The organism is Nocardia sp. NPDC051833 (genome assembly GCF_040681225.1).
Lineage (GTDB): Bacteria > Actinomycetota > Actinomycetes > Mycobacteriales > Mycobacteriaceae > Nocardia.
Genome location: NZ_JBFAYK010000001.1, coordinates 571,973 through 597,943, shown reverse-complemented (window position 1 = coordinate 597,943; position 25,971 = coordinate 571,973). Strand labels below are relative to the sequence as shown.

Below are 25,971 nucleotides of genomic sequence, written 5' to 3'. Positions count from 1 at the left end.
TCGCGCCGCAGGCGTGGCAGCGGCCGGTGCCACCGCCGACGCCGTATCCCGCGCCGTCGCGCAGCGGGTGGGGCTCGGTGCTGACCACGTTCCTGATCCTGATCGCCGTCATCGGCTCGATCATCGCCGTGCTGTGGGTGCTGTCGAACCTGTGATCGGTGGTCGGGGCTGCCCGGCGGGTGCCATATTCTGGTCAGAATGAGCGACTTCGACGTCACCGCCGCCGACTCCATCGACCTCGCCCGGCTGCGTCGCTTCGTCGCGGTCGCCGAGGAACTGCACTTCGCCAGGGCCGCGAAGGGTCTGCGGATCTCCCGGCAGAGCCTCAGCGCGACCGTCATCGAGCTGGAGGGCGAGCTCGGCACCAGGGTGTTCGTCCCCGGCGCGTCGCCCACCCAGCTGACCGAGGACGGCGCCGCGTTGCTGCACCACGCCAGGGCGCTGATCAGCGCGCGGGAGCAGGCCGAGCGGGAGCAGAAGCCGGACGCGCCCGCGAGCCTGCGGGTCGGGTTCGTGCCGGGTGTGACCGTGTCGAAGTGGGCGCGGATCTGGAGTGACCGGCTGCCGGACCATCCGCTCGAGGTCGTCGGGGTCGCGCAGGGCGAGCAGGAGAGCGCGCTGCGCGAGGGCCGGATCGACCTGTGCTTCGTCCGGCTGCCGATCGACCGCACCGCGATGAACGCCATTCCGCTGTGGCGGGAGACGCCGGTCGCGGTCGTGCAGAAGGACGACGCGCTCTCGCTGCTGGACACGATCACCCCCGCCGACCTGGCCGAGGAGCGGCTCCAGGACGGCGCCGATCTCGATCAGGCCGCCGACACCCTGGCACTGGTCGCCGCGGTCGGCGGCGCGACGATCGTGCCACAGTCGATCGCCCGGCTGCATCACCGGCGCGACCTGGTCTACCGGCCGATCAGCGAGACCGAGTTCACCGAGATCGCGCTGGCCTGGCCCGCTGGCACCGACAGCGAACTGCTCGAGGAGTTCGTCGGGATCGTGCGCGGCCGATCAGCGAACAGCTCGCGCGGCGCGGTCGCGGCGGAGCCGCAGCGGCGGGCGGCCGAACCCGCCCGCAAGAGCACCGCGAAGAAGCAGGCGGCCAAGCAGCAGCCGACTCGTCAGGGCAAGGGCCGCAAGACCGGCGCGCGCCGCGGCCGCTGACGCCGCACACACGACAACGCCTGCGGCGCGAGAAGATCGCTGCCGCAGGCGTTGTCGAAGAAGCCGGGATTACCGAGGGATGCGCTGGGTGAGCGAGTCGACGACCAGGATCACCGCGATCAGGCCGGCCAGGCCGATGAGGAAGATGTCCTCGACGTGGCCCTGGTGGTTGCCGAAGGTCATGCCGAGCAGGATCACCACGACGACCCAGGCCGCGATGCGGAAGGTCTTGCGCGACTCACCGCTCCAGCCCCACGCGGCCGAGGGCACTTCGGCGGGATCGACGCTGGTGGCGACGGCGCGCTCGGTGCTGACTGATTCGAGGTCCGTGGCGGCCACGATCGCTCCTTAGGGCTCGAGTTCTGGTTGGGCGAGTGAGCATATCGTGGCATACGACCGTCCGTCGTAGCCAGCAGCCCTGCCACAATGGGGCCGTGTCCCACCCAGCAACGCGTGCCGCACACGGCCAGTCCACGTCCACCGATCGGGTGAAGGTCCTGCTCCTGGGCAGTACCGGATCGATCGGTACCCAGGCGCTCGAGGTGATCGCCGCCAACCCCGACCGGTTCGAGGTGGTCGGTCTCGCCGCGCGCGGCGGCAATCAGGCGCTGCTCGCCGAGCAGATGGCCGCCGTCGGCACCCGCAATGTCGCCGTCGCCGACCCGGCCGCCGCCGCGGCGCTCGACCTCGAGCTCGGCGGCCCCGACGCGGCGACCGAACTGGTGCGCCGCACCGAGGCCGACGTCGTGCTCAACGCGCTGGTGGGTTCGCTGGGCCTCGGCCCGACCCTGGCCACCCTGGAAGCGGGCACCCGGCTCGCCCTGGCCAACAAGGAATCCCTGGTCGCCGGCGGGTCCCTGGTGACCCGCGCGGCCGCGCCCGGTCAGATCGTGCCGGTCGACTCCGAACACTCCGCCCTCGCGCAGTGCCTGCGCGGCGGCCGCGCCGACGAGGTCGCGCGGCTGGTGCTCACCGCCTCCGGCGGGCCGTTCCGCGGCTGGACCGCGGAGATGCTCGAATCGGTCAACCCCAGCGAGGCGAAGACCCATCCGACCTGGTCGATGGGGCCGATGAACACCCTGAACTCGGCGTCGCTGGTGAACAAGGGCTTGGAACTGATCGAGACCCACCTGCTGTTCGGGGTCCCGTACGACCGCATCGATGTCACCGTGCACCCGCAGTCGATCGTGCACTCGATGGTCACCTTCACCGACGGCTCCACCCTCGCCCAGGCCAGCCCGCCGGACATGAAGCTGCCCATCGCGCTGGCCCTGGGCTGGCCCGACCGGGTCCCCGGCGCGGCCGCCGCGTGTGACTTCGGTACCGCGTCGACGTGGACCTTCGAACCGGTCGACGACGCGGTCTTCCCGGCCGTGCGCCTGGCCAGGCAGGCAGGTGAGGCGGGTGGCAGTGTCACCGCCGTCTACAACGCCGCCAACGAGGTCGCCGTGCAGGCCTTCCTCGACGGCAAGATCACCTTCCCGGCGATCGTGCGCACCGTCACACAGGCGGTAGAGGCCGCCGATCGCTGGCAGGCGGAACCCGATACCCTGGACGACGTCCTCGGAGCCGACCGCTGGGCACGGCAGTACGCCGCGGAAATCATCGCGTCCTGACACGACGCGAAACGACTCAGGAGCCAGATGGTATTCGCGCTGGGGTTCGCACTGTTCGCCCTCGGTATCACGATCTCGATCGCGCTGCACGAATGCGGGCACATGTGGGCGGCGCAGGCCACCGGCATGAAGGTGCGCCGGTACTTCATCGGCTTCGGGCCCAAGGTCTTCTCCTTCCGGCGCGGTGAGACCGAATACGGCCTCAAGGCGCTGCCGCTGGGCGGCTTCTGCGATATCGCGGGCATGACGGCGCTCGACGAACTGGAACCCGAGGACGTCGAGCGGGCGATGTACCGCCAGTCGACCTGGAAGCGCCTGGTCGTGATGTTCGGCGGCATCGCGATGAACTTCCTGCTCGGCTTCGTCCTGCTGGTGATCCTGGCCGTCGGCTGGGGCCTGCCCCAGCTCGAACAGCCCCCGGCCACCGCGCTGGGCTCGATGAGCTGTGTCGCCCAGCAGAATCCCGACCAGACGATGCAGCAGTGCGCAGGCGACGGTCCCGCGCAGCGCGCCGGGCTGCGGCGCGGCGACGTGGTGACCGCGGTCAACGGCGTGCCGGTGACCACCTGGGCACAGTTCCAGGCCGAGACGCAGAAGCAGACCGGCCCGTTCACCTACACGATCGAGCGCGACGGCACGACGCTGACCGTGCCGGTGACGCCGGAGCGCACCGTGCGCTACCCGAAGGAGGGCCCGAGCCGGGAGGTGAGCGCGGTCGGCGTCGGCCCCGACTTCGCCGAGCCCCAGCAGTACGGCCCGATCGCGGCGATCCCGGCGACCATCTCGTTCACCGGTGACTTCTTCATCGAGACGGTGAAGTCGCTGGCGAAGATGCCGCAGAAGGTGACCGCGCTGTGGGAGGCGGTCACCGGCGGCGAGCGCGACCCGGAGACCCCGGTCAGCGTCTACGGCGCCAGCCGGATCGGCGGCGAGACCGCCGAGCGCGGCCTGTGGGGCATGTTCATCATGGTGCTGGCCAGCCTGAACTTCTTCCTCGGCGCGTTCAACCTGCTGCCGCTGCTGCCCCTGGACGGCGGGCACATCGCGGTGGTGCTCTACGAGAAGATCAGGGACACCATCCGGTCCTGGCGTGGCAAGGCCCCGGCCGGCCCGGTGGACTACCTGAAGCTGCTCCCTGTGACGTATGTGGCGGTTGTTATCGGTGGTGCGTTCATGCTGTTGACATTGGCCGCCGACATCGTCAATCCGATCCGGCTGCCCTGATCGCTACGAACCGCTGTCGTGCCCCTCACAGGGCGTGCGCCCACTCCGCGCGACTAAGCTCGGCAGCACCACCCCAGGTCGAATCCACGAAACGTACGAAAGAAGGCAGCCGAACGTGACCAGCACAATCGGATTGGGGATGCCCGCCGCTCCCGCTGCTGTTCTCGCACCCCGGCGCAAGACCCGCCAGCTGAAGGTGGGCACCGTGGGCGTGGGAAGTGACTCGCCGATCTCGGTGCAGTCGATGACCACTACCAAGACCCACGACATCAACGCCACGCTGCAGCAGATCGCCGAGCTGACCGCGTCGGGCTGCGACATCGTCCGGGTGGCGTGTCCGCGCCAGGAAGACGCCGACGCGCTCGCCACGATCGCGAAGAAGTCGCAGATCCCGGTGATCGCCGACATCCACTTCCAGCCGCGCTACATCTTCGCCGCGATCGACGCCGGCTGCGCCGCGGTCCGGGTGAACCCGGGCAACATCAAGGAGTTCGACGGCCGCGTCGGCGAGGTCGCCAAGGCCGCGGGCGCGGCGGGCATCCCGATCCGCATCGGCGTCAACGCCGGTTCGCTGGACAAGCGGATGCTGGAGAAGTACGGCAAGGCCACCCCCGAGGCGCTGGTCGAGTCGGCGCTGTGGGAGGCGAGCCTGTTCGAGGACCACGGCTTCGGCGACATCAAGATCTCGGTCAAGCACAACGACCCGGTGATCATGGTGGAGGCCTACCGGCAGCTGGCCGCGCAGAGCGACTATCCGCTGCACCTCGGCGTCACCGAGGCGGGTCCGGCCTTCCAGGGCACGATCAAGTCCGCGGTGGCGTTCGGCGCGCTGCTCAGCGAGGGCATCGGTGACACGATCCGGGTCTCGCTGTCGGCCCCGCCCGCCGAGGAGGTGAAGGTCGGCGGCCAGATCCTGCAGTCGCTGAACCTGCGCCCGCGCAAGCTCGAGATCGTGTCCTGCCCGTCGTGCGGTCGCGCCCAGGTCGACGTCTACACCCTGGCCGACGCGGTCGCGGCCGGTCTCGACGGCCTCGAGGTGCCGCTGCGCGTCGCCGTGATGGGCTGCGTGGTGAACGGTCCGGGTGAGGCCCGCGAGGCCGACCTCGGTGTCGCCTCGGGCAACGGCAAGGGCCAGATCTTCGTCAAGGGTGAGGTCATCAAGACCGTGCCGGAGGCGCAGATCGTGGAAACCCTGATCGAAGAGGCGATGCGCATTGCCGAGGAGATGGGCGAGCAGCCGGGCGCCGAGCCGGTCGTCACCGTCGGCTGACCTCCGCCGCTCACGGTCGGACGTCGGATTCGGCGGACCTGTACCACGGCGCGTGCTTTCGTGGCAGGCTGGTGCCGTGCGGAGTCTGCTGGAGCCGACGCGACGGTCCAAAACCCCTCCCGCGCGCCCGGTGTCCGTGCGAGATCTGGGCGAGGTGCTGCGTGTGCTCGACTCCGACCCGGTGGCCTCGTGCATGATCGCGGCCAGGGTGCAGGAGTTCGGGCTGGACACGCGCTCCGGGCTCGGTGAGCTGTGGAGCCGGGGCGGGCCCGCGGACTCCCTGTGCTTCTCGGGCGCGAACCTCGTGCCGCTGCGCGGTGACCAGCAGGCCCTGCGCGCGTTCGCGGATCGGGCGGCGCGCTGGCCGCGGGTGTGTTCCTCGGTCGTCGGCAGGCAGGAGCTGGCGCTGCCGCTGTGGGAGCTGCTGCTGCCCAAGTGGGGCCCGGCCAGGGAACTGCGCGCCGATCAGCCGTTGCTCGCGCTCGCCGCGCCCGCGCTGGCCCGCCCGGACGCCGGCGTGCGCCGGGTGCGCCCCGACGAGATCGACCGCTACCTCACCGCGGCGATCGCCATGTTCATCGAGGAGGTCGGCGTCGACCCGCGCGCGGGCGACGGTGGCCGGGGCTATCGCAGGCGGATCCAGAGCCTGATCGAATCCGGCAGGGCCTGGGCACGTTTCGAGGACGGCGAGGTCGTCTACAAGGCCGAGATCGGCGCGCTGTCGCGGCGCACCGGGCAGATCCAGGGCGTGTGGGTGCACCCGGAATTCCGTGGCGCCGGTGTCGGCACCGCGGGCACCGCGACGGTCGCCAATGCCGTTGTCGCGACGGGACGTACGGCGAGCCTGTACGTCAACGACTACAACCGGATCGCCCGACGTGCTTACAGCCGTGTGGGTTTCCGCCAGATCGCGACCTTCGCCACGGTGCTCGTCGACTGATTTCCGGGCGTGTACGGCGCCGTCCTGCGGGGTTTGCTGCCCGGTCGCCGCTACCATCGGTGCCGATGAGGACACGGATGGTAACCACGTTCGCGGTGGCCGCCCTCGCGGTGGCGGCGACCGCCTGCTCCGCGGGCCCGCAGGGACCGGTACCCGCCGCCGACGCCTTCGCCGAGGCGTTCGCCGACCACGATCTCGCCGCGGCCGCCGAGCTGACCACCGCCCCCGAGAAGGCCACGGCCGCACTGACTTCGGCGTGGCAGGCGCTACAAGCCGAGAAGCTGGAGATCCGCACCGGCGACGCGCGCGTCAGCGGCGACACGGCCACCGTCGACTACACCTACGCGTGGACCCTGCCCAAGGGCCGCCAGTGGACCTACACCGGCGAGTTGCAGATGGGCCGCACCGGAGGCCGCTGGCTGGTGCGCTGGACCTCCGCCGACATCCATCCCAAGCTGGGTGACACCCAGACGCTGGAACTGCGCACCGCGCAGGCGCCGCGCGCGCGGGTCAACGAGTCGGCGGGCAGCGATGTGCTGGTGCCGGGCAAGGTGTCGCGGGTGCGTTTCGACGTCGCCGCGGCCACCGAGCCGGACCGGGTCGCCGGCGCCCTGGCCGCGGCGCTGAGCCGGATCGACCCGGTGGCCTACACCCCGCAGACGATCCTGGACGCGGCCCGCAGGTCCGGCGGGCCCGCCACGGTGATCCTGCTGACCGAATACGAGGCCGACACCATCGGCGGCGAACTGATCGGCCTGCCCGGTGTCACGCTGACCCAGGAGTGGGACATGGTGCCCACCGATCGCAAGTTCGCGCCCGATCTGCTCACCCAGGTGCGCAAGACGGTGATCGCTGAGGTCGACGGCAAGGCCGGCTGGAGCGTGGTCACCCGCAATGCCAACGGCGCCGATCTCGACGTGCTGCACGAGGTCGCGGCCCAGCCCGCGCCCTCGTTCGCGCTCAGCATCGACCGGTTCGTGCAGAACTCCGCGCAGCACGCCGTGGACCTGCGCACCGAACAGACGATGATGGTGGTGCTGCGCCCGTCGACCGGGGCGATTCTCGCGGTCGCCCAGAACAAGGCCGCCGATCGCGACGGTCCGGTCGCCACCAGCGGCCAGTATCCGCCGGGCTCGATCTTCAAGACGGTGACCGCCTCGGCCGCGATGGCGGCGGGCATCGCCACCCCCGAGACGGTGCTGCCGTGTCCGAGCCGCACCACCATCGGCGAGCGCACCATCCCCAACTACAACCTGTTCTCCGTCGGCGACGTGCCGATGGCCACCGCCTACGAGCGCTCGTGCAACACCACCTTCGCCCGGCTGGCCAGCAGGCTGGACGGCACCGCCCTCACCGACGCCGCCGCCCGGCTCGGCATCGGCCAGGAATACGTGGTGGAGGGCCTGCCGACGATGTCGGGGTCGGTGCCGCCCGCCGAGGAACTCGTCCAGCGCGCCGAGGACGGCATCGGGCAGGGCCGGGTCGTGGTGAGCCCGTTCGGCATGGCCGTGATGGCAGCGACGGTCGCCCAGGGTGCGGCGCCGGTGCCGTACCTGATCGCGGGCAGGCCGACCCGGGTCGACGGTGACCGGCCCGCGATCGAGGCGAACGTGGTCGACGGCCTGCGCACGATGATGCGCATGGTCGTCACGGGCGGCACCGCCGAACGGATCAGGGACCAGGGCGAGGTGTACGGCAAGACCGGCGAAGCCGAGGTCGACGGCGGGTCGCACTCGTGGTTCGTCGGCTACCGGGGGGACATGGCGTTCGCGACATTGCTGGTCAAGGGCGGCAGCTCCGACAACGCGGTCGCCGTCACCCGGGATATGTTCGCCGCGCTGCCGCCGGGCTACTGAACGGGCGCCGAGGCGGTGTGGCCGGGTCCGTCGGCGTACTCGGTCGCCAGCAGGCCCCGCACCACCGCGAGTGAACTGCTCTCGGAATGGCCTGTCGCCGTGTTGTGCACGACGTTGTACCCGGCAACGGGCTCGGGCGCGGCATTCGTGCCTGCGCCGTCGAGGAGGTCGATGGCGGCAGCGCCGCCCAGGATCATCCCGGCAGTGGTCAAGATCAGGGTGGAACGCCTCATGGTTCGTCTCCCTCGTTCAGGGTTTCGACGTGCTTTCCCGGGCAGCCTTTCGATTGTCTGGTGGTTAGCTGTTGCTTGAACCGTAGAACGGCCGCCGCGGGGCAACAACAGACGGCGGTAAGCGACACACAATTGTTGCGTTATGTGCGGGCGTGTTCGAACACAACCGGTACGCGACCGTGATGAAAAGGTGAATGTGTGGTGTCGGGCAACGAAATCCGCAGTTCAGCGGCCTCGGTACGGTAAATTACCGAATTCGGAGAACGTTACGTGCGTTGCAGAGTCGCGGCCAGATGGTGCTGCAGGGATTCGCCGACGGCGGCCATTCGCAACGTGTAGTCGATCGTGTCTCCGGTCACGTGGAAAGAGCGGCCGAGCGCGGTAACCGGTTTCGCCGAACCGCTCAGGCCGATATTCGTCGAGTTCAATTCCAGGCGGATTCCGTCGACGGTTTCGGTGATCGTGCCCTCGCAGATCTCGGTGATGCCGGTGGGGTGGGCGAGGATCAGCTCGACCCGGCCGGGCGCTGGGCAGCGCAGGTAGCCGGTCTCGGCGTGCAGCGGCCTGCCGTCGGAGGCGGCCTTGGTCCGCTGCCGGTAGGTGAGGAACGGCCTGCCGAGGTGCCCGAAGGTGATCTCCTCGACGTAGTCGAACGATTCGATGGTCGGGTACTCGCCGTGGCCGCGGCCGCGCCAGCTGCCGAGCAGCGGTGCCAGGGCGGCGATGTCGGGATGGGGGGCTACGGGGGCGGAGGGTTCGACCACGGGCGACAGCCTAGACCTGCCTTGCTGTCGACGGTCACGGCACGCCGGGGCTCCGGTCAGGCTAAGGTCAGCCTCGCCTGAACGCCGTCCGGCGGAGGTCGAAAGGATAGAACGTGAACGGACATGTGAGGGGTACCCGCGGGGTACGGTCCGGGCTGGTGCGCGGTGTGGTTCTCGGTGCGGCCCTGGTACTGGCCGCGGCGTGCTCGAGCTCCGAGCAGGCCGGCGACGATGTGGCCGCGCTCGACGGGAACCGGTACAGCCAGACGAACCTGGCCGCCAACAAGGATTCCTACCACGCCCAGTTCACATTCCCCGACATGGTCAACGCCTGGGGCCTGGCCGATCGCCCCAAGGGTGCGGGCGGGCACTTCTGGGTCGGCGCGGGCGGCAAGTCGTACCAGTTCGTCGGTGACGTGCAGGCGTCCTCGGACCCGAAGCTGCAGAAGCTGTTCCAGGACCAGCTCAAGCTCGTCGGTGTGCCCGGCGCCGACGCCGACACCTCGGACAAGAGCGTCGGCAAGGTCACCGGCGTGGTGTTCAACCCGGCCCCGATCACCTCCGACCTGTTCGCCGTGCGCGACCAGTGGGTTGATGTCGACGGCATGCCGATCCCGCTCGGCGGCTCGTCGCGGTTCATCTTCGCCACCGACTCCGGCAAGATCTCGGCCTGGACCGAGCAGGCGCCCGACGGCGCGATCGTGCGCCGCGACGGCGGCGCGAACCAGGTGTTCGACGGTGCGGCGCAGGGCATGGCGTTCTTCGGGATCGCGCTGTCGCCGTCCGGGGACAAGTTGCTCGCCGCCGACTTCGGCGCCGACCCGCAGGTCCGCACCTTCGACAAGTTCTGGCAGCCGGTGGCGACCACCGGCTTCGCCAACCCCTTCGCCACCGGTGACGTGATCGACCCGGCCACCCCCGAGAAGGGCAAGAAGGCCAAGCCGGGCGATCCGGCCCCGTTCAACATCACCACCCTCGGCAGCCGGGTGTTCGTGTCCTACGCGATCACCCAGCCGGACGAGAAGGACCCCAAGGCCTTCGACAAGGCCGAGGAGGATTCCCTCGACGCCGAGGCCGACAAGTCCGCCAACGGCAAGCCCGACAAGGGCAAGGTGGCCGAGTTCGACGCCGCGGGCAAGCTGGTGCGGATCATCGACGACGGCGGCAGGCTCAACGCGCCCTGGGGTGTGGCGATCGCGCCGTCGAACTTCGGCGCGCTCTCGGGCAAACTGCTGATCGGCAACTTCGGTGGTCTCGGCCGCGTGCTGGCCTACGACGACACCACCGGCACCTTCGTCGACTACCTGCGCGACGGCAACGCGAAGCCGGTCGAGATCGCCGGGCTGTGGGCCCTGATGTTCGGCAACGGCGAGAGCCTCGGCGACGCCAACGCGCTGTACTTCACCGCGGGCCCGGAGGACGAGAAGGAAGGGCTGTTCGGCAGCCTGCGCGTGCAGTAGCGGTCCGCCGCTGCGGGTTCCGCACCCACCGGACGCTTCGAGTGTCCGGTGGGTGCCCCCGAAATCGGTGGGCCGGAGCCGGTTTCGTACGACGTATCATTTGTTGTGAGCTCTCCCGCCGACCCGTCCGCCCCGGCTTGTGCGTGGCCGCAGGAGCGGCCCGAATCCTGCCTGGCGGTCCCGGTTTCCGACGACCGGCGCGCCGGGTCGTCGGCACTGGCGCCGGTGCTGCCGATCCGTCCGCTCGGTCCGCGGGTCGACGGTGTGCCGCTGTTCTGCCTGGCCGGTGATTCGGGCCTGTCCTGGAGCTACGCGGGCCTGCTCGCCCACCTCGATCCGCGCGTGCCCGTCTACGGGATGCAGGCGCCCACGCCACCTCGCACCATCGGCGCATCGGCCGCCCGCGTCGTCGCCGAGATCCGCCGGATCGCCCCGCACGGCCCGTATCAGCTGCTCGGTTGGTCATCGGGTGGCTTCGTCGCCCACGAGGCCGCGGTTCGGCTGCGCGCGGCGGGCGAGGACGTCGGGGTCGTGCTGCTCGACACCGATCCGGCCGCCTGCCGCGACGCGCCGCCGCCCCTGCTGTCGGTGGGGGAGTTCGTCGCCCGCTTCGCCCCGCAGTTCGGTGTCGAGGCCGACACCGCCGCCCTGTCCGACGACCGGACCGCCGCCGTCCTCGGCGCGGCCCTGGCCGGAACCGTCGAGCTCACCGGCGCCGACCTGGTCCGGCTGGCCGACGCCGCGGACGCGGTCACGCGGATGGTGGCAGGCCATCGCCCCTCGATGCTGACCGGTGACCTGACCGTGTGCGTCGCCGGTCGCGGGCCCGACGGCGCCGAACGGCCCGATCCGGCCGCCGCGGTACGGAACTGGCGACCGTACGTCGAGGGCGCGGTGACCGGCTTCGTGCTCGATGCCACCCCCGGCGAGCTGACCGCGCCCGAGATCGTGCCCGAGATCGCCCGCGTGCTCGGCACGGCCGTGCCGAGCACGCGCACCCGATGCTGACCGCGCCCGGTTCCCCTGCGCCCGCCGCCGGGATCACGCACGATGGGGCGGTGTGGATTTCGGCCGATCGTGTGGTCGTGCGCCCCGAGCGGGTGGCGACCTCGGCGATCACCCAGTGGTGGGTGCTGTCGCTGCGGCTGATCCGGCCGTCCTGGCGGACCGGGGAGATCCTCACCGCGATCCTCGCGCCGGTGGTCTTCACCCTCGGCTTCTACGTGCCGCTGAACCTGGTCATGAGCGAGTACGGGCACGGCCTGAGCAGCTACGCGCAGTTCCTGATGCCGATGCTCATCCTGCAGGCGGTCTCGTTCTGCGCCATCGCCGCGGCCTTCCGCTCGGCCACCGATGCCCGCGACGGTCTCGACCTGCGCCTGGCCACCCTGCCGATGCCGCGCTGGGTGCCGTGGGCGGCCAGGATGACCGCCGCGGGCCAGCGGTCGGTGGTCGCGGTGACCGCCGCCCTGGCGTGCGGCACGCTGGTCGGCTTCCGGTTCTACGGACCCTGGTGGCACACCGCCGGATTCGTCGGGGTGTCGCTGCTGATCGCCGCCGCGCTGTGCTGTGGCGCCGATCTGCTCGGCAGCGTGACGACGAGCCCGGAAGCGACCACCCAGATCCTGGTGCTGCCCCAGCTGATCCTCGGAATGGTGTCCACCGGCTTCGCCCCGGCGAGCCAGTTCCCCGGCTGGATCCAGGGCTACGCCCGCAATCAGCCGGTCTCGCAGTTCGTCACCGGACTGCGCGCGCTGGCTGGCGATGCCACCGGGAACGCGGGCGCGGTGGATCTTCCGACGCTCGGCCCCGGGCTGGCCTGGGCGCTGGGCCTGCTCCTCGGCTGCGGCGCACTGGCCTGGCTGCGCGCGGTCCGGCGGCGCGGATGACCCCCGGCGCCGCCCTGCCGGTGGTCACCGGGCGGACCGAGACGCTGCGGATGCTGCTGCCGCAGACCATGATCCAGACCAAACGCCTGCTGATGCGCTGGTACCGCGATCCGCTGACCGTCATGCAGGCGCTGGTGTTCCCCTCGCTGCTGCTGGTGATGCTGGACTCCGTGCTTGGCACCCAGGTCTCGGCCTTCGCCGACGCCGACGCGCTCTACGGCTCGGTGCCGATGCTCGCGCTGGTCGGGGTGATGTCGGGGTCGCTGGCCGGCGCGGTGACGCTGGGGCGCGAACGCGACGAGGGGTTGCTCGCCCGGTTCTGGGTGCTGCCCGTGCACCGTGCCTCCGCCCCGCTGTCGCGGATCGCGGCCGAGTGCGCGCGCATCGCGCTGAGCACCCTGGCGATCTTCGCGGTCGGCGCGGTGCTCGGATTCCGGTTCACCCAGGGTCCGCTCGCGGCCCTCGCCCTGTTCGCGATCCCGCTGCTCTACGGCCTCGGCTTCGCCACCATGGTCACCGCGCTGGCGGTGTACACCTCGAAAACAGCACTGGTGGAGGTGATCTCGCTGGGCTCGTCGATGCTGATGTTCTTCAGCACCGGCTTCGTCCCGCTGCGGGCCTATCCGGACTGGGCGCGTCCGCTGGTCGAGCACAATCCACTGACCCACGCGATCGACACCATGCGCGGTCTCGCGCTCGGCGGACCGGTGCGCGCGCCGCTGCTGGCGACGCTGGCCTGGTCGTTGGGCGCGATCGCGGTGTTCGCGCTGCCCGCCGTGCTCGGGTTCCGGCGAGCCGTGCGCTACTGAGCGATCGCGGCGCGCGCGTCGGCGAGCAGCAGCGCCGAATCGCGCGGGCTCAGCGCCATCGCGCGCAGCTGGTCGAAGATCACGCCGAACCGGCGGATCTCGGAATGGCCCTCGACCAGGGTGTCGATCGCCAGGCTCTCCACGTACACCAGTTCGGGATCGACCGGGTTGCGGAAGTCGAGGAGGGTGAACGAGCCGGCCATGCCGGGGTGCGCGCCCGCGTCGAACGGCAGGATCTGCAGGATCACGTTCTTGCGCTTGGTCTCGGTGATCAGCCGGTCGAGCTGGCCTGCCATCACGGCGGGTCCGCCGACGACCCTGCGGATGGCCGCCTCGTCCATCACGACCCACAGCTCGAGCGGATCGTCCTTGGAGAGGTTGACCGCGCGGTCCATCCTGGCCTTGGCCCTGCTCTCCATAGTGGCGGCGTCGAGGCGGGGCATGGAGGTGTCGATGACGGCGGCCGCGTACTCGTAGGTCTGCAGCAGGCCGGGCACGGTCGAGGTCTGGTATTGGCGGGCCGACAGTGCTTCCGCCTCGAAGTTGATGTAGGTGGCGTAGACGTCGGACACCGCGCCTTCGTAGGCGTGCGACATACCGGGTTTCAGCGCGTCGGTGAGCAGGCTGAGCGCTTCTTCGCGGGTTTTCTCGTTGACCTGATACAGGTCGAGCATCGCGCCGAGGGTGCGGCGTTGCGGGCGGGCCTGCGCCATTTCGATGCGATACAGCGTGGTCACGTTGATGCCGGTGCGAGCGCTGACGTCTTCCTTGCTGAGACCCGCGGTTTCGCGTAACTCGCGCAGCATGGCGGCGAGCCTGCGTAGTCGGACCGTCAGTGTCGTGCGCTTGCCTGCCATGGTTCCCCTTCGCCTGTGGCGCGCTTCGTGAATCGCATTATTGCGCTGTGCGGCCCCGATGTCACGCGATCGGCCGAGAACGATGCCTCCGACGCATAGCTGAAGGTCGGCGGGTGTGCGGACACGCCGTAAACCGGTGCCGCCGTGCGGATGTGACCTTCGGTTCTGTCAGGGCGGCTTTACCGCAAGCCTGACAACGCAATCTTGCGTTTCGCAGTGTGAGCGAGCATGATCCAGTTAGCCTGGTTGCGAGCAATCCGAACAGAAGACCGGGATAACCGAATCGAGAGCCAATCATGTTGGTACACAAATCTTGGGTGTCGGGTGAATTCGGGGCGTTGCGATGAGCGCGCCGGTGATGGGGGTACTGCCGACTGCGCCGCAATTGTTGTGCGCATTCCAGGGCAGGCGTTTTCAAGATCGAGAATTGTTGCGGTCGGCGCACGCACTGGCTGAACTGCACGAACGGCGGGCCCAGGTGCGCGATGCCGCGCTGATCGCCGAAATCGATTGCCGTCGCAGCGAACTCGTCGACGACATCAACGACTGGATCGTCCAGGAGATCCCACTGCACCGTAACGGCGCGTCACTGCACACCGAGAGCCTCGGTGCGGTGGTCGACCGGATGGCGCGCAGCTGGGTCGACGCGAACCAGGCCATCGATCTCGACGGCGCGCGCAGCGACAGCACGCACAAGCACTGGTATCACCTCGCCGAACTCGTCGACGGCTACACCGACCTGGTCACCGATGTGGCAGGCGGACGGCGGCGGCTGCCCGAGCAGTAATCGGGCTACTCGTGCTCGGGTGACAGCCTCGCCTCGAAGGCGACGCGGTCACCCCGGTACAGCGAGCGCACCCGTTCGATGGGTGCGCCGTCGGCATCGACGCTGCGTCGATGCAACAGCAACATCGGCAACGCCGTTGTGCATTCGAGCAGGCCCGCTTCTCTGGGCGCTGCCAGGACGGTTTCGATGCGTTCCCGCGCACCGGCGAGTTCGACGCCGGTCGCGCGGATCGCGGCGTACAGCGACGTGGTCGGGTCGTAGCTGCCGCGCAGGCCGGCGAAGCGGTGCAGTGGCAGGTAGGTGCTCTCCAGGCCGATGCGTTCACCGTCGGCGAGCAGGACCCGCTCCAGGTGCATCACGGTCGCGCCCGGCTCCAGTTCCAGGTCGGTGGCGGTCTCCGCGTCGGCGGCGACGTCCTCCCAGCCGACCAGGATGCGGCCGGGGGTGCGGCCGAGACTGATCGCGCCCTCGGTGTAGGAGCGCAGCGACAGCGGCTGGGTCAGCTTGGGGCGCGAGACCACCGTGCCGCGCCCTCGGCGCCGAATCCTGCCCTCCACCAGCAGTTCTCGCAGTGCCTGGCGCACCGTCTCGCGGGCGACGCCGAAGCGGGTGGCGAGGTCGCGTTCGGACGGCACCGGGTCGCCTTCGTCGAGATCGGCCAGGATGGCGTCGATCTCGGTGCGAACCAGGAACACCTTCGGAACGCGCGTCGTGTGCGGTGCATCCATGCCCGCCAGCGTACTCGATTGGTCTATACCAAAAATTAACGTGCCGTTCTCGCAGTCAACACCTATCGGTCTAGACCATTTGCCACGATCATTGGCATGCGATTGGTCATCATCGGTGGAGGGATACTCGGCACCGCACACGCCTGGGCGGCGATCGCCCGTGGCCACGAGGTCGTCCAGCTCGAACGCGAACGCGAGGCCCGCGGCGCGACGGTCCGCAACTTCGGCCTGGTCTGGGTGTCCGGCCGGGCGGCGGGGGAGCTGGAGCTGACCCTGCGCTCGCGCGAGCTCTGGGAGGAGATCGGCGGCCGGGTGGCCGGCATCGGCTTCCGTCCGGCGGGGTCGATCACGCTGGTGCGCACGCCCGCCGAACTCGCCGTCGCCGAGGCGGCGGCCGCGGGCCCCACCGCGCAGGCCCGCGGCTTCACCCTGCTCGACCCCGCCGGGGTGCGCGCGCTCAACCCGGCGCTGCGCGGCAAATACCTTGCCGGACTGCACTGCTCGACCGACGCGGCGGTGGAATCGCGCCAGGCGCTGCCCGCGCTGCGCGCCCACATGGCGGGCAGCGGCCGCTACACCTTCTTCGAGGGCACCGAAGCCCGCTCGGTGCTCGACACCGGGTCCGGCGCCGTCGTCGTCGACGATCACGGCCGCCGCCACGAGACCGACCTGGTCGTGCACTGCCCCGGTGCCGCCCATTCCGGGCTCACCCGCGAACTCGCCGGCGAGCTGCCGGTGCGCCGGGTGCGCTTGCAGATGATGCAGACCGCGCCGCTGGACGAACCGCTCACCACCGCGATCGCCGACGGAGACAGCTTCCGCTACTACCCGGGATTCGCCGGCGCGCAGGTGGATTCACTCGCGTTGGAACAGTCGCAGACCGCCACCGCCGCCGAGCACAAGATGCAGCTGCTGTGCGTGCAGCGCCTGCACGGCGGCCTGACCATCGGCGACACCCACGAATACACGGAGCCGTTCGCCTTCGATGTCGACGAGGCGCCCTACGACCACCTCACCGAGGTCACCGAGGAACTGCTCGGCCGCAAGCTGCCGCGCGTCGTGCGCCGCTGGGCGGGCGTCTATAGCCAGAGCGTCGACCCCGACGCCATCGTCACCCGGGTGCGGGCCGACACCAATGTCTGGGTCGTCACCGGCCCCGGTGGCCGTGGCATGACCCTGGGCCCCGCCATCGGCGAACAGACCGCCGACCAGATCGGACTGTGAGGACAACCATGCCGGACACCACCATTCAGCTCGCCGTCCTCGACATGGCGGGCACCACCGTCGCCGACGGCGGCCTGGTGCTGCGCGCCTTCGAGGCCGCCGCCACCGCCGCCGGGATCGAGCCGGAAGGCCCGCGTCGCGAGCAGGCCCGCCGCTATGTCGTCGACACCATGGGCCAGTCCAAGATCGAGGTCTTCCGGGCGCTGCTCGGCGACGAGGACGCCGCCCAGGCCGCCAACCTCGCCTTCGAAGCCGCCTACGACGCCCTGGTCGACGAGGCCGACATCGCGCCGATTCCCGGTGCGGTCGAGGCGATCACCGCGTTGCGCGCGGCGGGCGTGCGGGTCGCGCTGACCACCGGCTTCAGCCGGAGCACCCAGGACAAGCTGCTGGCCGCCCTCGGCTGGGCCGCCCTGGCCGACCTCACCCTGGCGCCCTCGGACGCGGGCCGTGGCCGCCCGTACCCGGACATGGTCCTCACCGCGGCCCTGCGCCTCGGCGTCGACGCGGTCGACCGGATCGCCGTGCTCGGTGACACCACCAGCGATATCGCGACCGGCCTCGCGGCGGGCGCCGGCATCGTCGCGGGCACCCTCACCGGCGCGCACACCGCCGACCAGCTGCGCGCCGCGGGCGCCACCCACGTCATCGCCTCGGTCGCCGCGTTCCCCGCGCTGGTGCTCGCCCCCTGACTCCACCGCGGCAGCCGTCGCGGTGTGACCCGAAAGATCCACCGTCCCTGCGATTCCCCTCGACAACGAGACGAAAGTTGCTGTAATCGTGCGTACTTCCCTCACCGCGCGCCGCCTGTCCAAGGTCGCGCTGCTGCTGGCCGGCGTCACCGCCGTCGCGTTCACCGCGGCCTGCGGCGGCACCGGCACCGAATCCACGGACGGCAAGACCGTCACCGTCTACTCCGCCGACGGTGTCGGCGGCTGGTACAAGAACCGGTTCGCGGAGTTCACCGCGCAGACCGGTATCGCGGTCAACCTGGTCGAGGCCGGTTCCGGCGAGGTGGTGAACCGCGTGGACAAGGAACAGTCCAACCCGCAGGCCGACGTGGTCGTCACCCTGCCGCCGTTCATCCAGAAGGCGAAGCAGTCCGGGCTGCTGCAGCCCAGCGGCATCGACACCGCCGCGATCCCGGCCGCCGACAAGGACACCGAGGGCACCTACGTGACCCTGGCCAACAACTACCTGTGCTTCATCGCCAACCCCTCGGTCGACGCCTCCGCGCTGACCTGGGAGGACCTGCTGAAGCCGGAGTTCAAGGGCAAGCTGCAGTACTCCACCCCCGGCCAGGCCGGTGACGGCACCGCCGTGCTGGTGCTGCTGCAGCAGCTGCGCGGCAAGCAGGCCGCGCTGGACTACCTGGCCGCGTTGCAGGCCAACAATGTCGGCCCGTCCTCCTCGACCGGCAAGCTGCAGGCCAAGGTCGACAAGGGCGAGCTGCTGATCGCCAACGGTGACGTGCAGATGAACCTGACCACGGTGCAGGAGAAGGGCTCGAAGTTCACCGTCTTCTTCCCGGCCGCCGCGGGCAAGCGTTCCACCGTGTCGGTGCCGTACATGATGGGCCTGGCCAAGGGCGCGCCGCACAAGGACGACGCCGCGAAGCTGATGAGCTTCCTGCTCGCCACCGACGCGCAGAGCAAGCTCGGCCCGGAGGCTTTCGCGGTGTCCCCGCGCACCGATGTGCAGGCCCCCGCCGACGGCGGTCCGGCCGCCACGCTGCGTGGTGTCGACGTGGTCGCGGTCGACTGGAACAAGGTCCTCACCGAGCTGGACGCCGACATCGCGGCGTACCAGAAGGCCACCGGCAGCTGAATCCGGCTGTGCTGTAAGGGAGTAGACGATGTCCGACGGTGACCTCAGCATGAAGTCCGCTACCGCCGCCCGCGCCGGGACGGCCACGACGAACGAGCCGGCGATCGTGTTCGACCGGGTCGGGGTCAGCTACGGCAGGGGTCGCAAGGCCGCGGTCGCGCTGGCCGATTTCACCCTGCGCGTCGCCGTCGGCGAGACCGTCGCGCTCCTCGGCCCGAGTGGGTCGGGCAAGTCGACCGCGCTCAAGGCGCTGGCCGGTTTCGTCCGGCCCACCTCGGGCGCGGTCCGGCTGGCCGGGCGCGACGTCACCGATCTCTCGCCCGCCAGGCGCGGGATCGGTGTCGTCGTCCAGTCCTACGCGCTGTTCCCGCACATGAGCGTGCACGGCAATGTCGCCTTCGGGCTGAAATCACATCGGGTGCCGCGCGCCGAGATCGGTGCGCGGGTCACCGAGGCACTGGAGATGGTCGGCATGGCGGGCTTCGCCCAGCGGCTGCCGCGGGAGCTGTCCGGTGGCCAGCAGCAGCGGGTGGCGATCGCCCGCGCGCTGGCCATCCGGCCCGCGGTCCTGCTGCTCGACGAGCCGCTGGCCGCGCTCGACGCGCAACTGCGCCACTCCATGCTGGGCGAGTTGCAGGAGCTGCGGAAGGCCCTGCCCGACACCGCGATGCTGTATGTCACCCATGACCAGGCCGAGGCGCTGGCGCTGGCCGACCGGATCGCGGTGATGCGCGACTCGCGCCTGGTCGACATCGACACCGCCGAGAACCTCTGGCAGCGGCCGCCCACCGACTTCACCGCCGCCTTCCTCGGCGGCGCGAACCTGGTGCCGTGCACCGTCAATCACGTCACCGGCACGGCGGCGCTGGTCACCGCGGGCACCGCGACCCTGCGCGCGCAGGCGCCCCAGCCCGGTGTCGGGCTGGCCGACTGGGCGCCGGACGACTCCGCGCTGCTGTGCATCCGGCCGCACACGATCACTCTCGGCAAGACCGGCGAACGGGATGCCCTGCGCGCCACCGTGCTGACCTCGGTGTGGCGCGGTGCCTCGACCCGGGTCGAGCTGGCGGTCGACGGGCTGCCCGGGAGCCTCGCCGTCGATGTGCCAGGGCATTTCACCGCCGAGGTCGGTGCCGTCGTCGGCGTGCGGCTGCCCGACCCGGCCGGGGTGCTCATTCCGAACGCGGTCGACGGTGGTCGCGGCCTCGGAGCTACCGGCGCGCGCCGGGAGGAGGACGGGTCGTGATCGACATCAGCAGTGCCCGAGAAGTATCAGGCGGGCCGAACAGGCTCCGGCGTGGTCGAGTGGCGGTGAGCGGTGCACGCCGCGTCGGTGCCGGTCTGCTCGGCGCCGAGGTCCCGTGGCCGGTGCGGCGGGTGTCACGATGAGCGCGCCCGTCGTCGAATCGCCGACCCCTGCTACCGCGCCGAAAGTCACTGTCCCCCAACGATCATGGGCGCCGATCCTGTGGACACTGCCGCCGGTGCTGGTCGTGCTCGGCATCGCCGGCTACCCGATCCTGCGGGTGCTCACCGAATCGACGCAGACCCCGACCGGGCGCGGCACCGACGTGTGGACCTCGGTGCTCGGCTCGGAGTCGTTCCGGGAAGCCCTGTGGCGCACCGTGTCCATCGCCGTGTGCGCGACCGCGGGCTGCCTGGTCCTCGGGACGTTCCTGGCGATCGTGCTCGCGTTCGTGCCGTTTCCCGGGGCGGGGGTGGTCGGCAGGCTCATCGACACGATCCTGACCCTGCCCTCGTTCCTGATCACCCTCGCGTTCACCTTCCTCTACGGCACGGCCGGCGCGGTGAACGCGCTGCTGGCCGAGCTGACCGGCGCGACCCAGCCGGTCGTCGATTTCCTCACCACCCCGCTCGGCGTGATCCTGGCCGAGATCACCTACTTCACCCCGTTCGTGGTGCGGCCGGTGCTGGCCGCGTTCGCGCAGCTGCCGCGCGAACAGCTGGACGTGGCCGCGAGTCTGGGCGCCTCGCCGTGGCGGGTGCTGCGCCAGGTGGTGCTGCCCGAGGCGTGGCCCGCGCTGGCGGCGGGCGGCAGTCTCGTGCTGCTGCTGACGCTCAACGAGTTCGGCATCGTGCTGTTCACCGGCGCGAAGGGCGTGATCACGCTGCCCGCGCTGATCTACACCCGCGGCATCGTCACCTTCGACCTGCCCGGCGCCGCCGTGCTGGCCTCGGTGCAGGTGCTGCTCTCGCTCACCCTGTACCTGACCTACCGGCTCGTCTTCGCCCGGTTCACCGCCCGCCCGAAGGGGGATTGATCGTGCTCGTCTGGACTCTCCGGGGAAAGGCCCTGGTGCTCGGCGTGTTCGGGCTGGTGGTGGCGGTGGTCTTCGTCGCCCCGATCGCCACCGTGGTCGCCGCCGCGCTGGCGGGCAGCTGGACCGGCCCGCTGCCCTCGGACCTGGGCTTCACCAATCTCGGCAACGCGCTCAGCGGCGAGCAGGCGGCGAGCCTGTCGGTGAGTCTGCAGACCGCCCTGCTGGCGGGCGCGCTCTCGCTGGTCCTCGGCACCTGGGCGGCGCTGGCCTCGCGGGCGGCACCCACTTGGTTGCGCCGGGTGACCGACGCGGTGTTCCACCTGCCGGTCGCGGTGCCCTCGGTCGCTGTCGGCCTCGGCGTGCTCATCGCCTTCAACGAGCGCCCACTGCTGCTCGGCGGCACCAAGTGGATCGTGATCGTGGCGCACACGGTGCTGGTCCTGGCGTACGCGTTCAGCGCGGTGTCGGCCGCGCTGGACCGGCTCGACCCGGCATACCGGCAGGCCGCCGAATCCCTCGGCGCCGGTCCCGTGCGCGTGCTGTGCCAGATCACCCTGCCGCTGCTGCTCCCCGCCCTCGGCGCGGCAGCCGGCCTGGCCATCGCCCTGTCCATGGGTGAGCTGGGCGCGACGATCATGGTCTATCCGGCCACCTGGAAGACGTTGCCCGTCAGCATCTTCGCCCAGACCGACCGCGGCGAGGTGTTCGACGCCGCGGCCGGGACCACGGTCCTGGTGGTGGTGACGCTGGTGGTGCTGGTCGTCCTCGGCCGGGTGCGGGGACGCGCCGCGCTGCGCTGATCGGACGGTCCGAAACCTTGGCTGCCGGTCGGGGTTCGACCCGGCGCGGCGTTCACAGGAGAGCGGCGGCGTCGACGGCGGTGAGGCCGCCGTCGACGCGCAGGTCGTGGCCGTTGACGTAGGCGGCGTCGGCGGAGGCGAGGAAGGCGACCGCGGCGGCGACATCGTCGGAGGTGCCGACGCGACCGGCGGGGGATAGGCCCGCGACGCCCGCCTGCGCGGCGTCGGAGAGTTCGGCGCGGAAGGCCGGGGTGTCGATGTAGCCGGGGCTTACCGAGTTCACCCGGATGCGGCGCGGCGCCAATTCGGCCGCGAGCGTGCGGGTCAGGTTGTGCACGGCGGCCTTGCTCGCCGAGTACAGCGCCGCGCCGGGGACGCCGCGGTGCAGGCCGAACGAGGCGTTGATGACGATCGCCGCGTGCGCGGGCAGCAGCGGCAGGGTCTTCTGGATGGTGAAGAACGCGGCCTTGACGTTGGCGGCGATCACCTCGTCGAACAACGTGCCGCTCACCTGATCAATCGGCTGGAACGAGCCGATGCCTGCATTGGCGAAGACCACGTCGAGGCGGCCGAAGCGGTCGGTCAGCGTCGCGGCGAGGGTGTCCAGGTCGTCGAGATCGGTGACATCACCCGCGATCCCATGCGCCCGTGGCCCGAGTTCGACTACTGCCGTGTCGAGCCGGGCTTTGTCGCGCCCGGTCACCACGACCTCGGCCCCTTCGGCGAGCAGCCGATGCGCGGTCGCCAGACCCATGCCGCTGGTGCCACCGGTAATCAGCGCCGTCTTGCCATCGAATCGAGAACTGTTGTGCGTCATGAGTTCAGCGTGGACGCGCCGGTACCGCATAGGCAGTGCGCAGTTATCCGGGGTGTGGCACCACCAGGCTCCGACCCTGTCGCTTCGACGTTCCGCCGATCGCGTGCGTCTGCGGTGGGTCCGCACCCGTCGCAGCCGACGGAAATGTCGCGCACAGCGGCATAATGCGATTTCGATACTTCCCTATGTGTCCGCACGGCACCCGCGCGAACGATCTCGCTGGACCGGTCCGTCCTGGTAGGCGGTGACGCCCTGGTCAACCGCCACGAGGGCCGGGTGCCGACCCTGTCGCTTCCGGTTCCGAGGCACCGCCGCGTGGAACGCTGGCGCGGGTCAGGCGGATTCGGTCAACCGCAGGCGCGGCAGCTGGGCGAGGCGGTCGACGGTGTCGGTGCCCGGCTTCGGGTTGTAGAGCACGACAGACCAATTCGGCTGATCGGCGACAATCAGCGTGGTCGCGTCGAAGTGTAGCTCCCCGACCTCGGGATGCCGCAGGGCATTGACGGCCTGAGCCGGGACATCGACCTCGTGCCGCTCCCACAAGCGCGCGAAGTCGGGTTCGGCGGCGGCCAGTTCCCGTGCCACCCGATGGAATTCGTCATCGTGCGGTGCCAGCGCCGCATCCGCGCGATACGCCGCGACAACCCCCGGCGCTGCCGCCTCCCACAGCGCGGGCAACTCGCGATAGCGCGGACTGGCAAAGAAGGTGACCAGGCAATTGTGCGGTTCCCCGTCATCACACCCGAACACCCACCCGGCCACAACATTGAACGCCAGAATGTTCCAGTACCGATCCCGCACCACCGCGGGCCCCCGCTCCCACCCATCGAGCAACTGCCGGATCTCAGCGGTCACCTCGGTCCCCGCCGCAGCACGCGGCGGCGGCGGATTGAGCCCGGCGAGCAAATACAGATGCCCCCGCTCGGGTTCACTCAGCAGCAGCACCTTCGCCACCGCATCGAGCACATCCCCCGACACCGTGATGTCCCGCCCTTGCTCGAGCCACGTATACCATGACACCCCCACCCCAGCTAACATCGCGACTTCTTCGCGCCGCAGACCCGGCGTACGTCGACGACCTGCCTCGGGTAGCCCAACATCGCCTGGCCGGACCCGTTCCCGCCGCGACCGCAGGAAATCCCGGAGCTGGGCGCGACGGTAGACGGATGCTGTACTAGCCATGCCATTACGCTAACTGCGCCATCGGTCGAGCCGCTCGCCGACGGCGCATCGAGCCCCGTCGAGCAAGCACCTGGGGCTCGGGTAGACACCGCGTCCGGATGCCACCCGAACAGAGTCACAGCTTGGTGCGTGGCCAGCCGCTTCGTCGACGTAACACCTGTGCTGCACCGGCCGTCGGCAGGGGTATCTGGCCGATCAACACAGCCTATAGACTGTCACGGGTCACATAGACGACACCGTCAAAGCGGTCGTCGCCATAGGCGCCCGAGATGGTGAGGTGACCGTTGTAAGGGCCTACCTTGGTCACTGACTGACCGTCCCTGAACACGATTTGTAGGCCGTGCTCCGGCTCCCAATCGCATTCACATTCCAGCGATACATAGACATGCTGATCGCCATAGGGATCGCGAAGGACGGTCAGTTCGTCCCCGAATTGGACGTGGTCGAATACCTCTTCTCGTTCGTGATCTCAACGTACCAATCGTCATCACCATTGGCTACGATCTCATCCATGACGTCGCGGTAGTACGCGAAGACCGACGGTGCGACGGCCTGTAGCGCTGACGGTGTCAGTGCCAGAAACTCGCTGACCGCTGTGTGGAAGTCTTCCGGCGTTGGATCGCTATCGTATCCGCTGAGAATCACACGACACGAGGCCCCGTCGAGAACGTCGACAGATATGAGATCGACTCTGTAGCAGCCCAACTCGCTATCGTATGTGAGTGCTCCGAGGCTAGGGATCCGCATGCCGTCAACGTAGCAGTGCGGTTCTCGAGCGCCTGAGGCAAACGTCCGCTGATAGGCGTCCAGCGGCCGCGTGCCAGTACAGCGCTGCTAGGCGAGCGGTATAGCCGCGGTTGCCCACTCAGGTAGCAGCTCGCAGCTCGCGAACCATTCGGGCGGCACGACCTCGAGGACCGGGCTGGCACCGATAATTCCGCCGATGATTGCGCATGTGGTGTCACGATCACCGCCCGACGAGGCGGCTGTCCAGCACGAGTCGGCGAAATCATGGCCGTGGTGAGCCGCGACCCAGAGACAGAACGGAACGGTATCGAGCGCGGAGGTGTCGTGTCCGACTCCCAATTCCGCTGCCGCAGTAACAGAATCACAGACCTCCTCGGCCTCTCTGATCTTGTCTCGGACCGGGCCAGCCGGCGTCCGGTCGGCCACCGTACCGAGGAACTGACTACGGCGTAGCTGCGGTTGCGCCGAGAACAAGACAGCAGCGACAGCCACTGCGACCGCACCGGCTACTGCATCGGGGTGGGCATGAGTGACCACCGCCGAAACTGTCGCCTCATGGACTACTCGGTCCAGGTCGTCAGCGAACCACGCACCCAGCGGCGCCACCCGCATAGAGGCACCATTGCCCCACGAACCCCGTCCATCACGTGCCTGTTGGGCAAGTTCACGCCAGTGATAGCCCTTTTGCCGCATGAGTCGCAGGATCCGGCTCGTCCCGGGCCCGTATCGGCGATAGATGTCGTAATGCTCAGCGAAGGAACGAGCCAGCACTTCCTGATCGATGCGACCGTGGGCACTGAGCACAGCGAAAATCGAGCACGCCATCTGCGTATCGTCGGTCCACAACCACGGCCCGGGCAACAGGGTTCGCGACTGCAACGCGCCATGGTTGATAGCGTCGTCGAAACACGCCCCGAACGCGTCCCCTACCGCCAAACCGCGCAAAGAGGACAGTGCCCGCACCCGTGCATCAGCGTTCATCCAGCCATTCTGACAGTCACTGCGACCACCGGCCCAAGTCTGACATTGCCCGAACGCACGTAGACGACGGTTAGGATGCTTTGAGCCGCAACGGATCTAACCCGACACTGCGGACTCTGGCCGACGCTGTCAGCGCGGTGTGCGGCAATACGGGATGTTCTCGAGAGCGGTCTCGGTGATGCGCTTGCGCAGCGGGCAGGTGCGACTGGGCGTGTCATTCGTGGGCGGCGACGTGGCATCGTCTTCTCCGTACAGGAAGCGGGCATTGCAGGAGTGTGTAGCGAACATCTCACCCCTGCGAGTCGTAGCATCTCCGCATTCCGTACGGTAGGAGCTGCAGATGATCCGCTGGCAGATCTGCTGACCACGGCAAACAAGGCCCTGCCCGAGGTGAGCTGGCTGACGATCAGAAGTGACGCGAACAGGGCTCACAACCGGGTGTGCTGCGACGACGAGCGTGCTGATGCCCTAGCCAATGGATCTCAGAGCCTTGCGGCGAATGAGGTTGCGCCCGTGG

The 25,971-nt window shown here is 69.6% G+C and carries 26 protein-coding genes; 17 read left to right on the top strand and 9 right to left on the bottom strand.

All coding sequences use genetic code 11. From position 1 onward, the window contains the following. The first annotated feature begins 198 nt into the window (after nucleotides 1-198). Nucleotides 199-1,161, top strand: a complete 963-nt coding sequence (locus AB0L91_RS02730; protein ID WP_365007008.1) for a LysR substrate-binding domain-containing protein — start codon at nucleotides 199-201, stop codon at nucleotides 1,159-1,161. 69 nt (nucleotides 1,162-1,230) lie between these two features. On the opposite strand, the gene AB0L91_RS02725 is transcribed toward AB0L91_RS02730, so the two are convergent. After that, a complete protein-coding gene (locus tag AB0L91_RS02725) occupies nucleotides 1,231-1,500 on the bottom strand; it encodes a DUF2631 domain-containing protein (protein ID WP_365007007.1) in 270 nt (89 codons plus the stop codon). 95 nt (nucleotides 1,501-1,595) lie between these two features. On the opposite strand from AB0L91_RS02725, the gene dxr reads away from it, so the two are divergent. From dxr to AB0L91_RS02700, 5 genes are all read left to right on the top strand, one after another. Then, nucleotides 1,596-2,777, top strand: a complete 1,182-nt coding sequence (gene dxr, locus AB0L91_RS02720) for a 1-deoxy-D-xylulose-5-phosphate reductoisomerase (RefSeq protein ID WP_365007006.1) — start codon at nucleotides 1,596-1,598, stop codon at nucleotides 2,775-2,777. Nucleotides 2,778-2,804: 27 nt separating this feature from the next. After that, a complete protein-coding gene (locus AB0L91_RS02715; RefSeq protein WP_355280563.1) occupies nucleotides 2,805-4,001 on the top strand; it encodes a M50 family metallopeptidase in 1,197 nt (398 codons plus the stop codon). A gap of 115 nt (nucleotides 4,002-4,116) precedes the next feature. Beyond that, nucleotides 4,117-5,271 (top strand): flavodoxin-dependent (E)-4-hydroxy-3-methylbut-2-enyl-diphosphate synthase, encoded by a 1,155-nt coding sequence (ispG, locus tag AB0L91_RS02710; RefSeq protein WP_355280564.1) that lies wholly within the window; start codon nucleotides 4,117-4,119, stop codon nucleotides 5,269-5,271. Nucleotides 5,272-5,347: 76 nt separating this feature from the next. After that, nucleotides 5,348-6,211, top strand: coding sequence for a GNAT family N-acetyltransferase (locus AB0L91_RS02705; RefSeq protein ID WP_357344431.1), 864 nt, complete (start codon nucleotides 5,348-5,350; stop codon nucleotides 6,209-6,211). Nucleotides 6,212-6,288: 77 nt separating this feature from the next. Further along, nucleotides 6,289-8,067, top strand: a complete 1,779-nt coding sequence (locus tag AB0L91_RS02700; RefSeq protein WP_365007005.1) for a penicillin-binding transpeptidase domain-containing protein — start codon at nucleotides 6,289-6,291, stop codon at nucleotides 8,065-8,067. On the opposite strand, the gene AB0L91_RS02695 is transcribed toward AB0L91_RS02700, so the two are convergent. Together AB0L91_RS02695 and AB0L91_RS02690 are read right to left on the bottom strand one after the other, a co-directional pair. After that, nucleotides 8,061-8,300, bottom strand: a complete 240-nt coding sequence (locus AB0L91_RS02695) for a hypothetical protein (RefSeq protein WP_365007004.1) — start codon at nucleotides 8,298-8,300, stop codon at nucleotides 8,061-8,063. The two genes, AB0L91_RS02700 and AB0L91_RS02695, sit on opposite strands and share 7 nt — an antisense overlap. Nucleotides 8,301-8,566: 266 nt before the next feature. Continuing rightward, the gene (locus AB0L91_RS02690; protein WP_355280572.1) at nucleotides 8,567-9,064 is read right to left on the bottom strand and encodes a peroxynitrite isomerase; all 498 of its coding nucleotides are present in this window, start codon (nucleotides 9,062-9,064) and stop codon (nucleotides 8,567-8,569) included. A 155-nt stretch (nucleotides 9,065-9,219) separates the two neighbouring features. On the opposite strand from AB0L91_RS02690, the gene AB0L91_RS02685 reads away from it, so the two are divergent. The 4 genes from AB0L91_RS02685 (at nucleotide 9,220) to AB0L91_RS02670 (ending at nucleotide 13,222) form a co-directional block, all read left to right on the top strand. After that, entirely contained in the window at nucleotides 9,220-10,524 is a 1,305-nt protein-coding gene (locus AB0L91_RS02685; protein WP_365011153.1) for a TIGR03118 family protein, read from the top strand. A 105-nt stretch (nucleotides 10,525-10,629) separates the two neighbouring features. Continuing rightward, complete coding sequence (locus AB0L91_RS02680; RefSeq protein WP_365007003.1) at nucleotides 10,630-11,532, top strand: thioesterase domain-containing protein; 903 nt, start codon at nucleotides 10,630-10,632, stop codon at nucleotides 11,530-11,532. A gap of 50 nt (nucleotides 11,533-11,582) precedes the next feature. After that, on the top strand, nucleotides 11,583-12,413 hold the full coding sequence (locus AB0L91_RS02675) for an ABC transporter permease (protein ID WP_365007002.1): 831 nt from the start codon (nucleotides 11,583-11,585) through the stop codon (nucleotides 12,411-12,413). Next, the gene (locus tag AB0L91_RS02670; RefSeq protein WP_365007001.1) at nucleotides 12,410-13,222 is read left to right on the top strand and encodes an ABC transporter permease; all 813 of its coding nucleotides are present in this window, start codon (nucleotides 12,410-12,412) and stop codon (nucleotides 13,220-13,222) included. Before AB0L91_RS02675 ends, AB0L91_RS02670 begins: the two co-directional genes overlap by 4 nt. On the opposite strand, the gene AB0L91_RS02665 is transcribed toward AB0L91_RS02670, so the two are convergent. Continuing rightward, nucleotides 13,216-14,079, bottom strand: a complete 864-nt coding sequence (locus tag AB0L91_RS02665) for a helix-turn-helix transcriptional regulator (protein ID WP_355280578.1) — start codon at nucleotides 14,077-14,079, stop codon at nucleotides 13,216-13,218. The genes AB0L91_RS02670 and AB0L91_RS02665 overlap by 7 nt on opposite strands. A gap of 427 nt (nucleotides 14,080-14,506) precedes the next feature. Between AB0L91_RS02665 and AB0L91_RS02660 the strand changes: the two genes are divergently transcribed. Beyond that, the gene (locus AB0L91_RS02660; protein ID WP_019048160.1) at nucleotides 14,507-14,866 is read left to right on the top strand and encodes a DUF4254 domain-containing protein; all 360 of its coding nucleotides are present in this window, start codon (nucleotides 14,507-14,509) and stop codon (nucleotides 14,864-14,866) included. A 5-nt stretch (nucleotides 14,867-14,871) separates the two neighbouring features. On the opposite strand, the gene AB0L91_RS02655 is transcribed toward AB0L91_RS02660, so the two are convergent. Then, the gene (locus AB0L91_RS02655) at nucleotides 14,872-15,594 is read right to left on the bottom strand and encodes a GntR family transcriptional regulator (RefSeq protein WP_365007000.1); all 723 of its coding nucleotides are present in this window, start codon (nucleotides 15,592-15,594) and stop codon (nucleotides 14,872-14,874) included. Between the two features lie 96 nt (nucleotides 15,595-15,690). Between AB0L91_RS02655 and AB0L91_RS02650 the strand changes: the two genes are divergently transcribed. The 6 genes from AB0L91_RS02650 to AB0L91_RS02625 all read left to right on the top strand — a co-directional run bounded on the left by AB0L91_RS02650 (nucleotide 15,691) and on the right by AB0L91_RS02625 (nucleotide 21,727). Then, a complete protein-coding gene (locus AB0L91_RS02650) occupies nucleotides 15,691-16,818 on the top strand; it encodes a TIGR03364 family FAD-dependent oxidoreductase (protein WP_365006999.1) in 1,128 nt (375 codons plus the stop codon). 8 nt (nucleotides 16,819-16,826) lie between these two features. Then, nucleotides 16,827-17,510 carry a phosphonatase-like hydrolase gene (locus tag AB0L91_RS02645; protein ID WP_365006998.1) on the top strand — a complete coding sequence of 228 codons (684 nt, stop codon included), beginning with the start codon at nucleotides 16,827-16,829 and terminating at the stop codon, nucleotides 17,508-17,510. Nucleotides 17,511-17,625: 115 nt separating this feature from the next. After that, entirely contained in the window at nucleotides 17,626-18,645 is a 1,020-nt protein-coding gene (locus tag AB0L91_RS02640; RefSeq protein ID WP_365011151.1) for a 2-aminoethylphosphonate ABC transporter substrate-binding protein, read from the top strand. 49 nt (nucleotides 18,646-18,694) lie between these two features. Beyond that, entirely contained in the window at nucleotides 18,695-19,891 is a 1,197-nt protein-coding gene (locus tag AB0L91_RS02635; protein WP_365011149.1) for an ABC transporter ATP-binding protein, read from the top strand. A 139-nt stretch (nucleotides 19,892-20,030) separates the two neighbouring features. Beyond that, nucleotides 20,031-20,927 carry a 2-aminoethylphosphonate ABC transporter permease subunit gene (locus AB0L91_RS02630; protein WP_365006997.1) on the top strand — a complete coding sequence of 299 codons (897 nt, stop codon included), beginning with the start codon at nucleotides 20,031-20,033 and terminating at the stop codon, nucleotides 20,925-20,927. Nucleotides 20,928-20,929: 2 nt separating this feature from the next. Continuing rightward, nucleotides 20,930-21,727 carry an ABC transporter permease subunit gene (locus tag AB0L91_RS02625; protein WP_365006996.1) on the top strand — a complete coding sequence of 266 codons (798 nt, stop codon included), beginning with the start codon at nucleotides 20,930-20,932 and terminating at the stop codon, nucleotides 21,725-21,727. A 52-nt stretch (nucleotides 21,728-21,779) separates the two neighbouring features. On the opposite strand, the gene AB0L91_RS02620 is transcribed toward AB0L91_RS02625, so the two are convergent. The 4 genes from AB0L91_RS02620 to AB0L91_RS02605 all read right to left on the bottom strand — a co-directional run bounded on the left by AB0L91_RS02620 (nucleotide 21,780) and on the right by AB0L91_RS02605 (nucleotide 25,454). Continuing rightward, entirely contained in the window at nucleotides 21,780-22,544 is a 765-nt protein-coding gene (locus AB0L91_RS02620; protein ID WP_365006995.1) for a glucose 1-dehydrogenase, read from the bottom strand. Between the two features lie 333 nt (nucleotides 22,545-22,877). Continuing rightward, nucleotides 22,878-23,726, bottom strand: coding sequence for a helix-turn-helix transcriptional regulator (locus AB0L91_RS02615; protein ID WP_365006994.1), 849 nt, complete (start codon nucleotides 23,724-23,726; stop codon nucleotides 22,878-22,880). A gap of 417 nt (nucleotides 23,727-24,143) precedes the next feature. After that, nucleotides 24,144-24,473, bottom strand: a complete 330-nt coding sequence (locus tag AB0L91_RS02610) for a hypothetical protein (protein WP_365006993.1) — start codon at nucleotides 24,471-24,473, stop codon at nucleotides 24,144-24,146. Between the two features lie 87 nt (nucleotides 24,474-24,560). Beyond that, on the bottom strand, nucleotides 24,561-25,454 hold the full coding sequence (locus tag AB0L91_RS02605; protein WP_365006992.1) for an ADP-ribosylglycohydrolase family protein: 894 nt from the start codon (nucleotides 25,452-25,454) through the stop codon (nucleotides 24,561-24,563). Nucleotides 25,455-25,971: the final 517 nt, after the last annotated feature.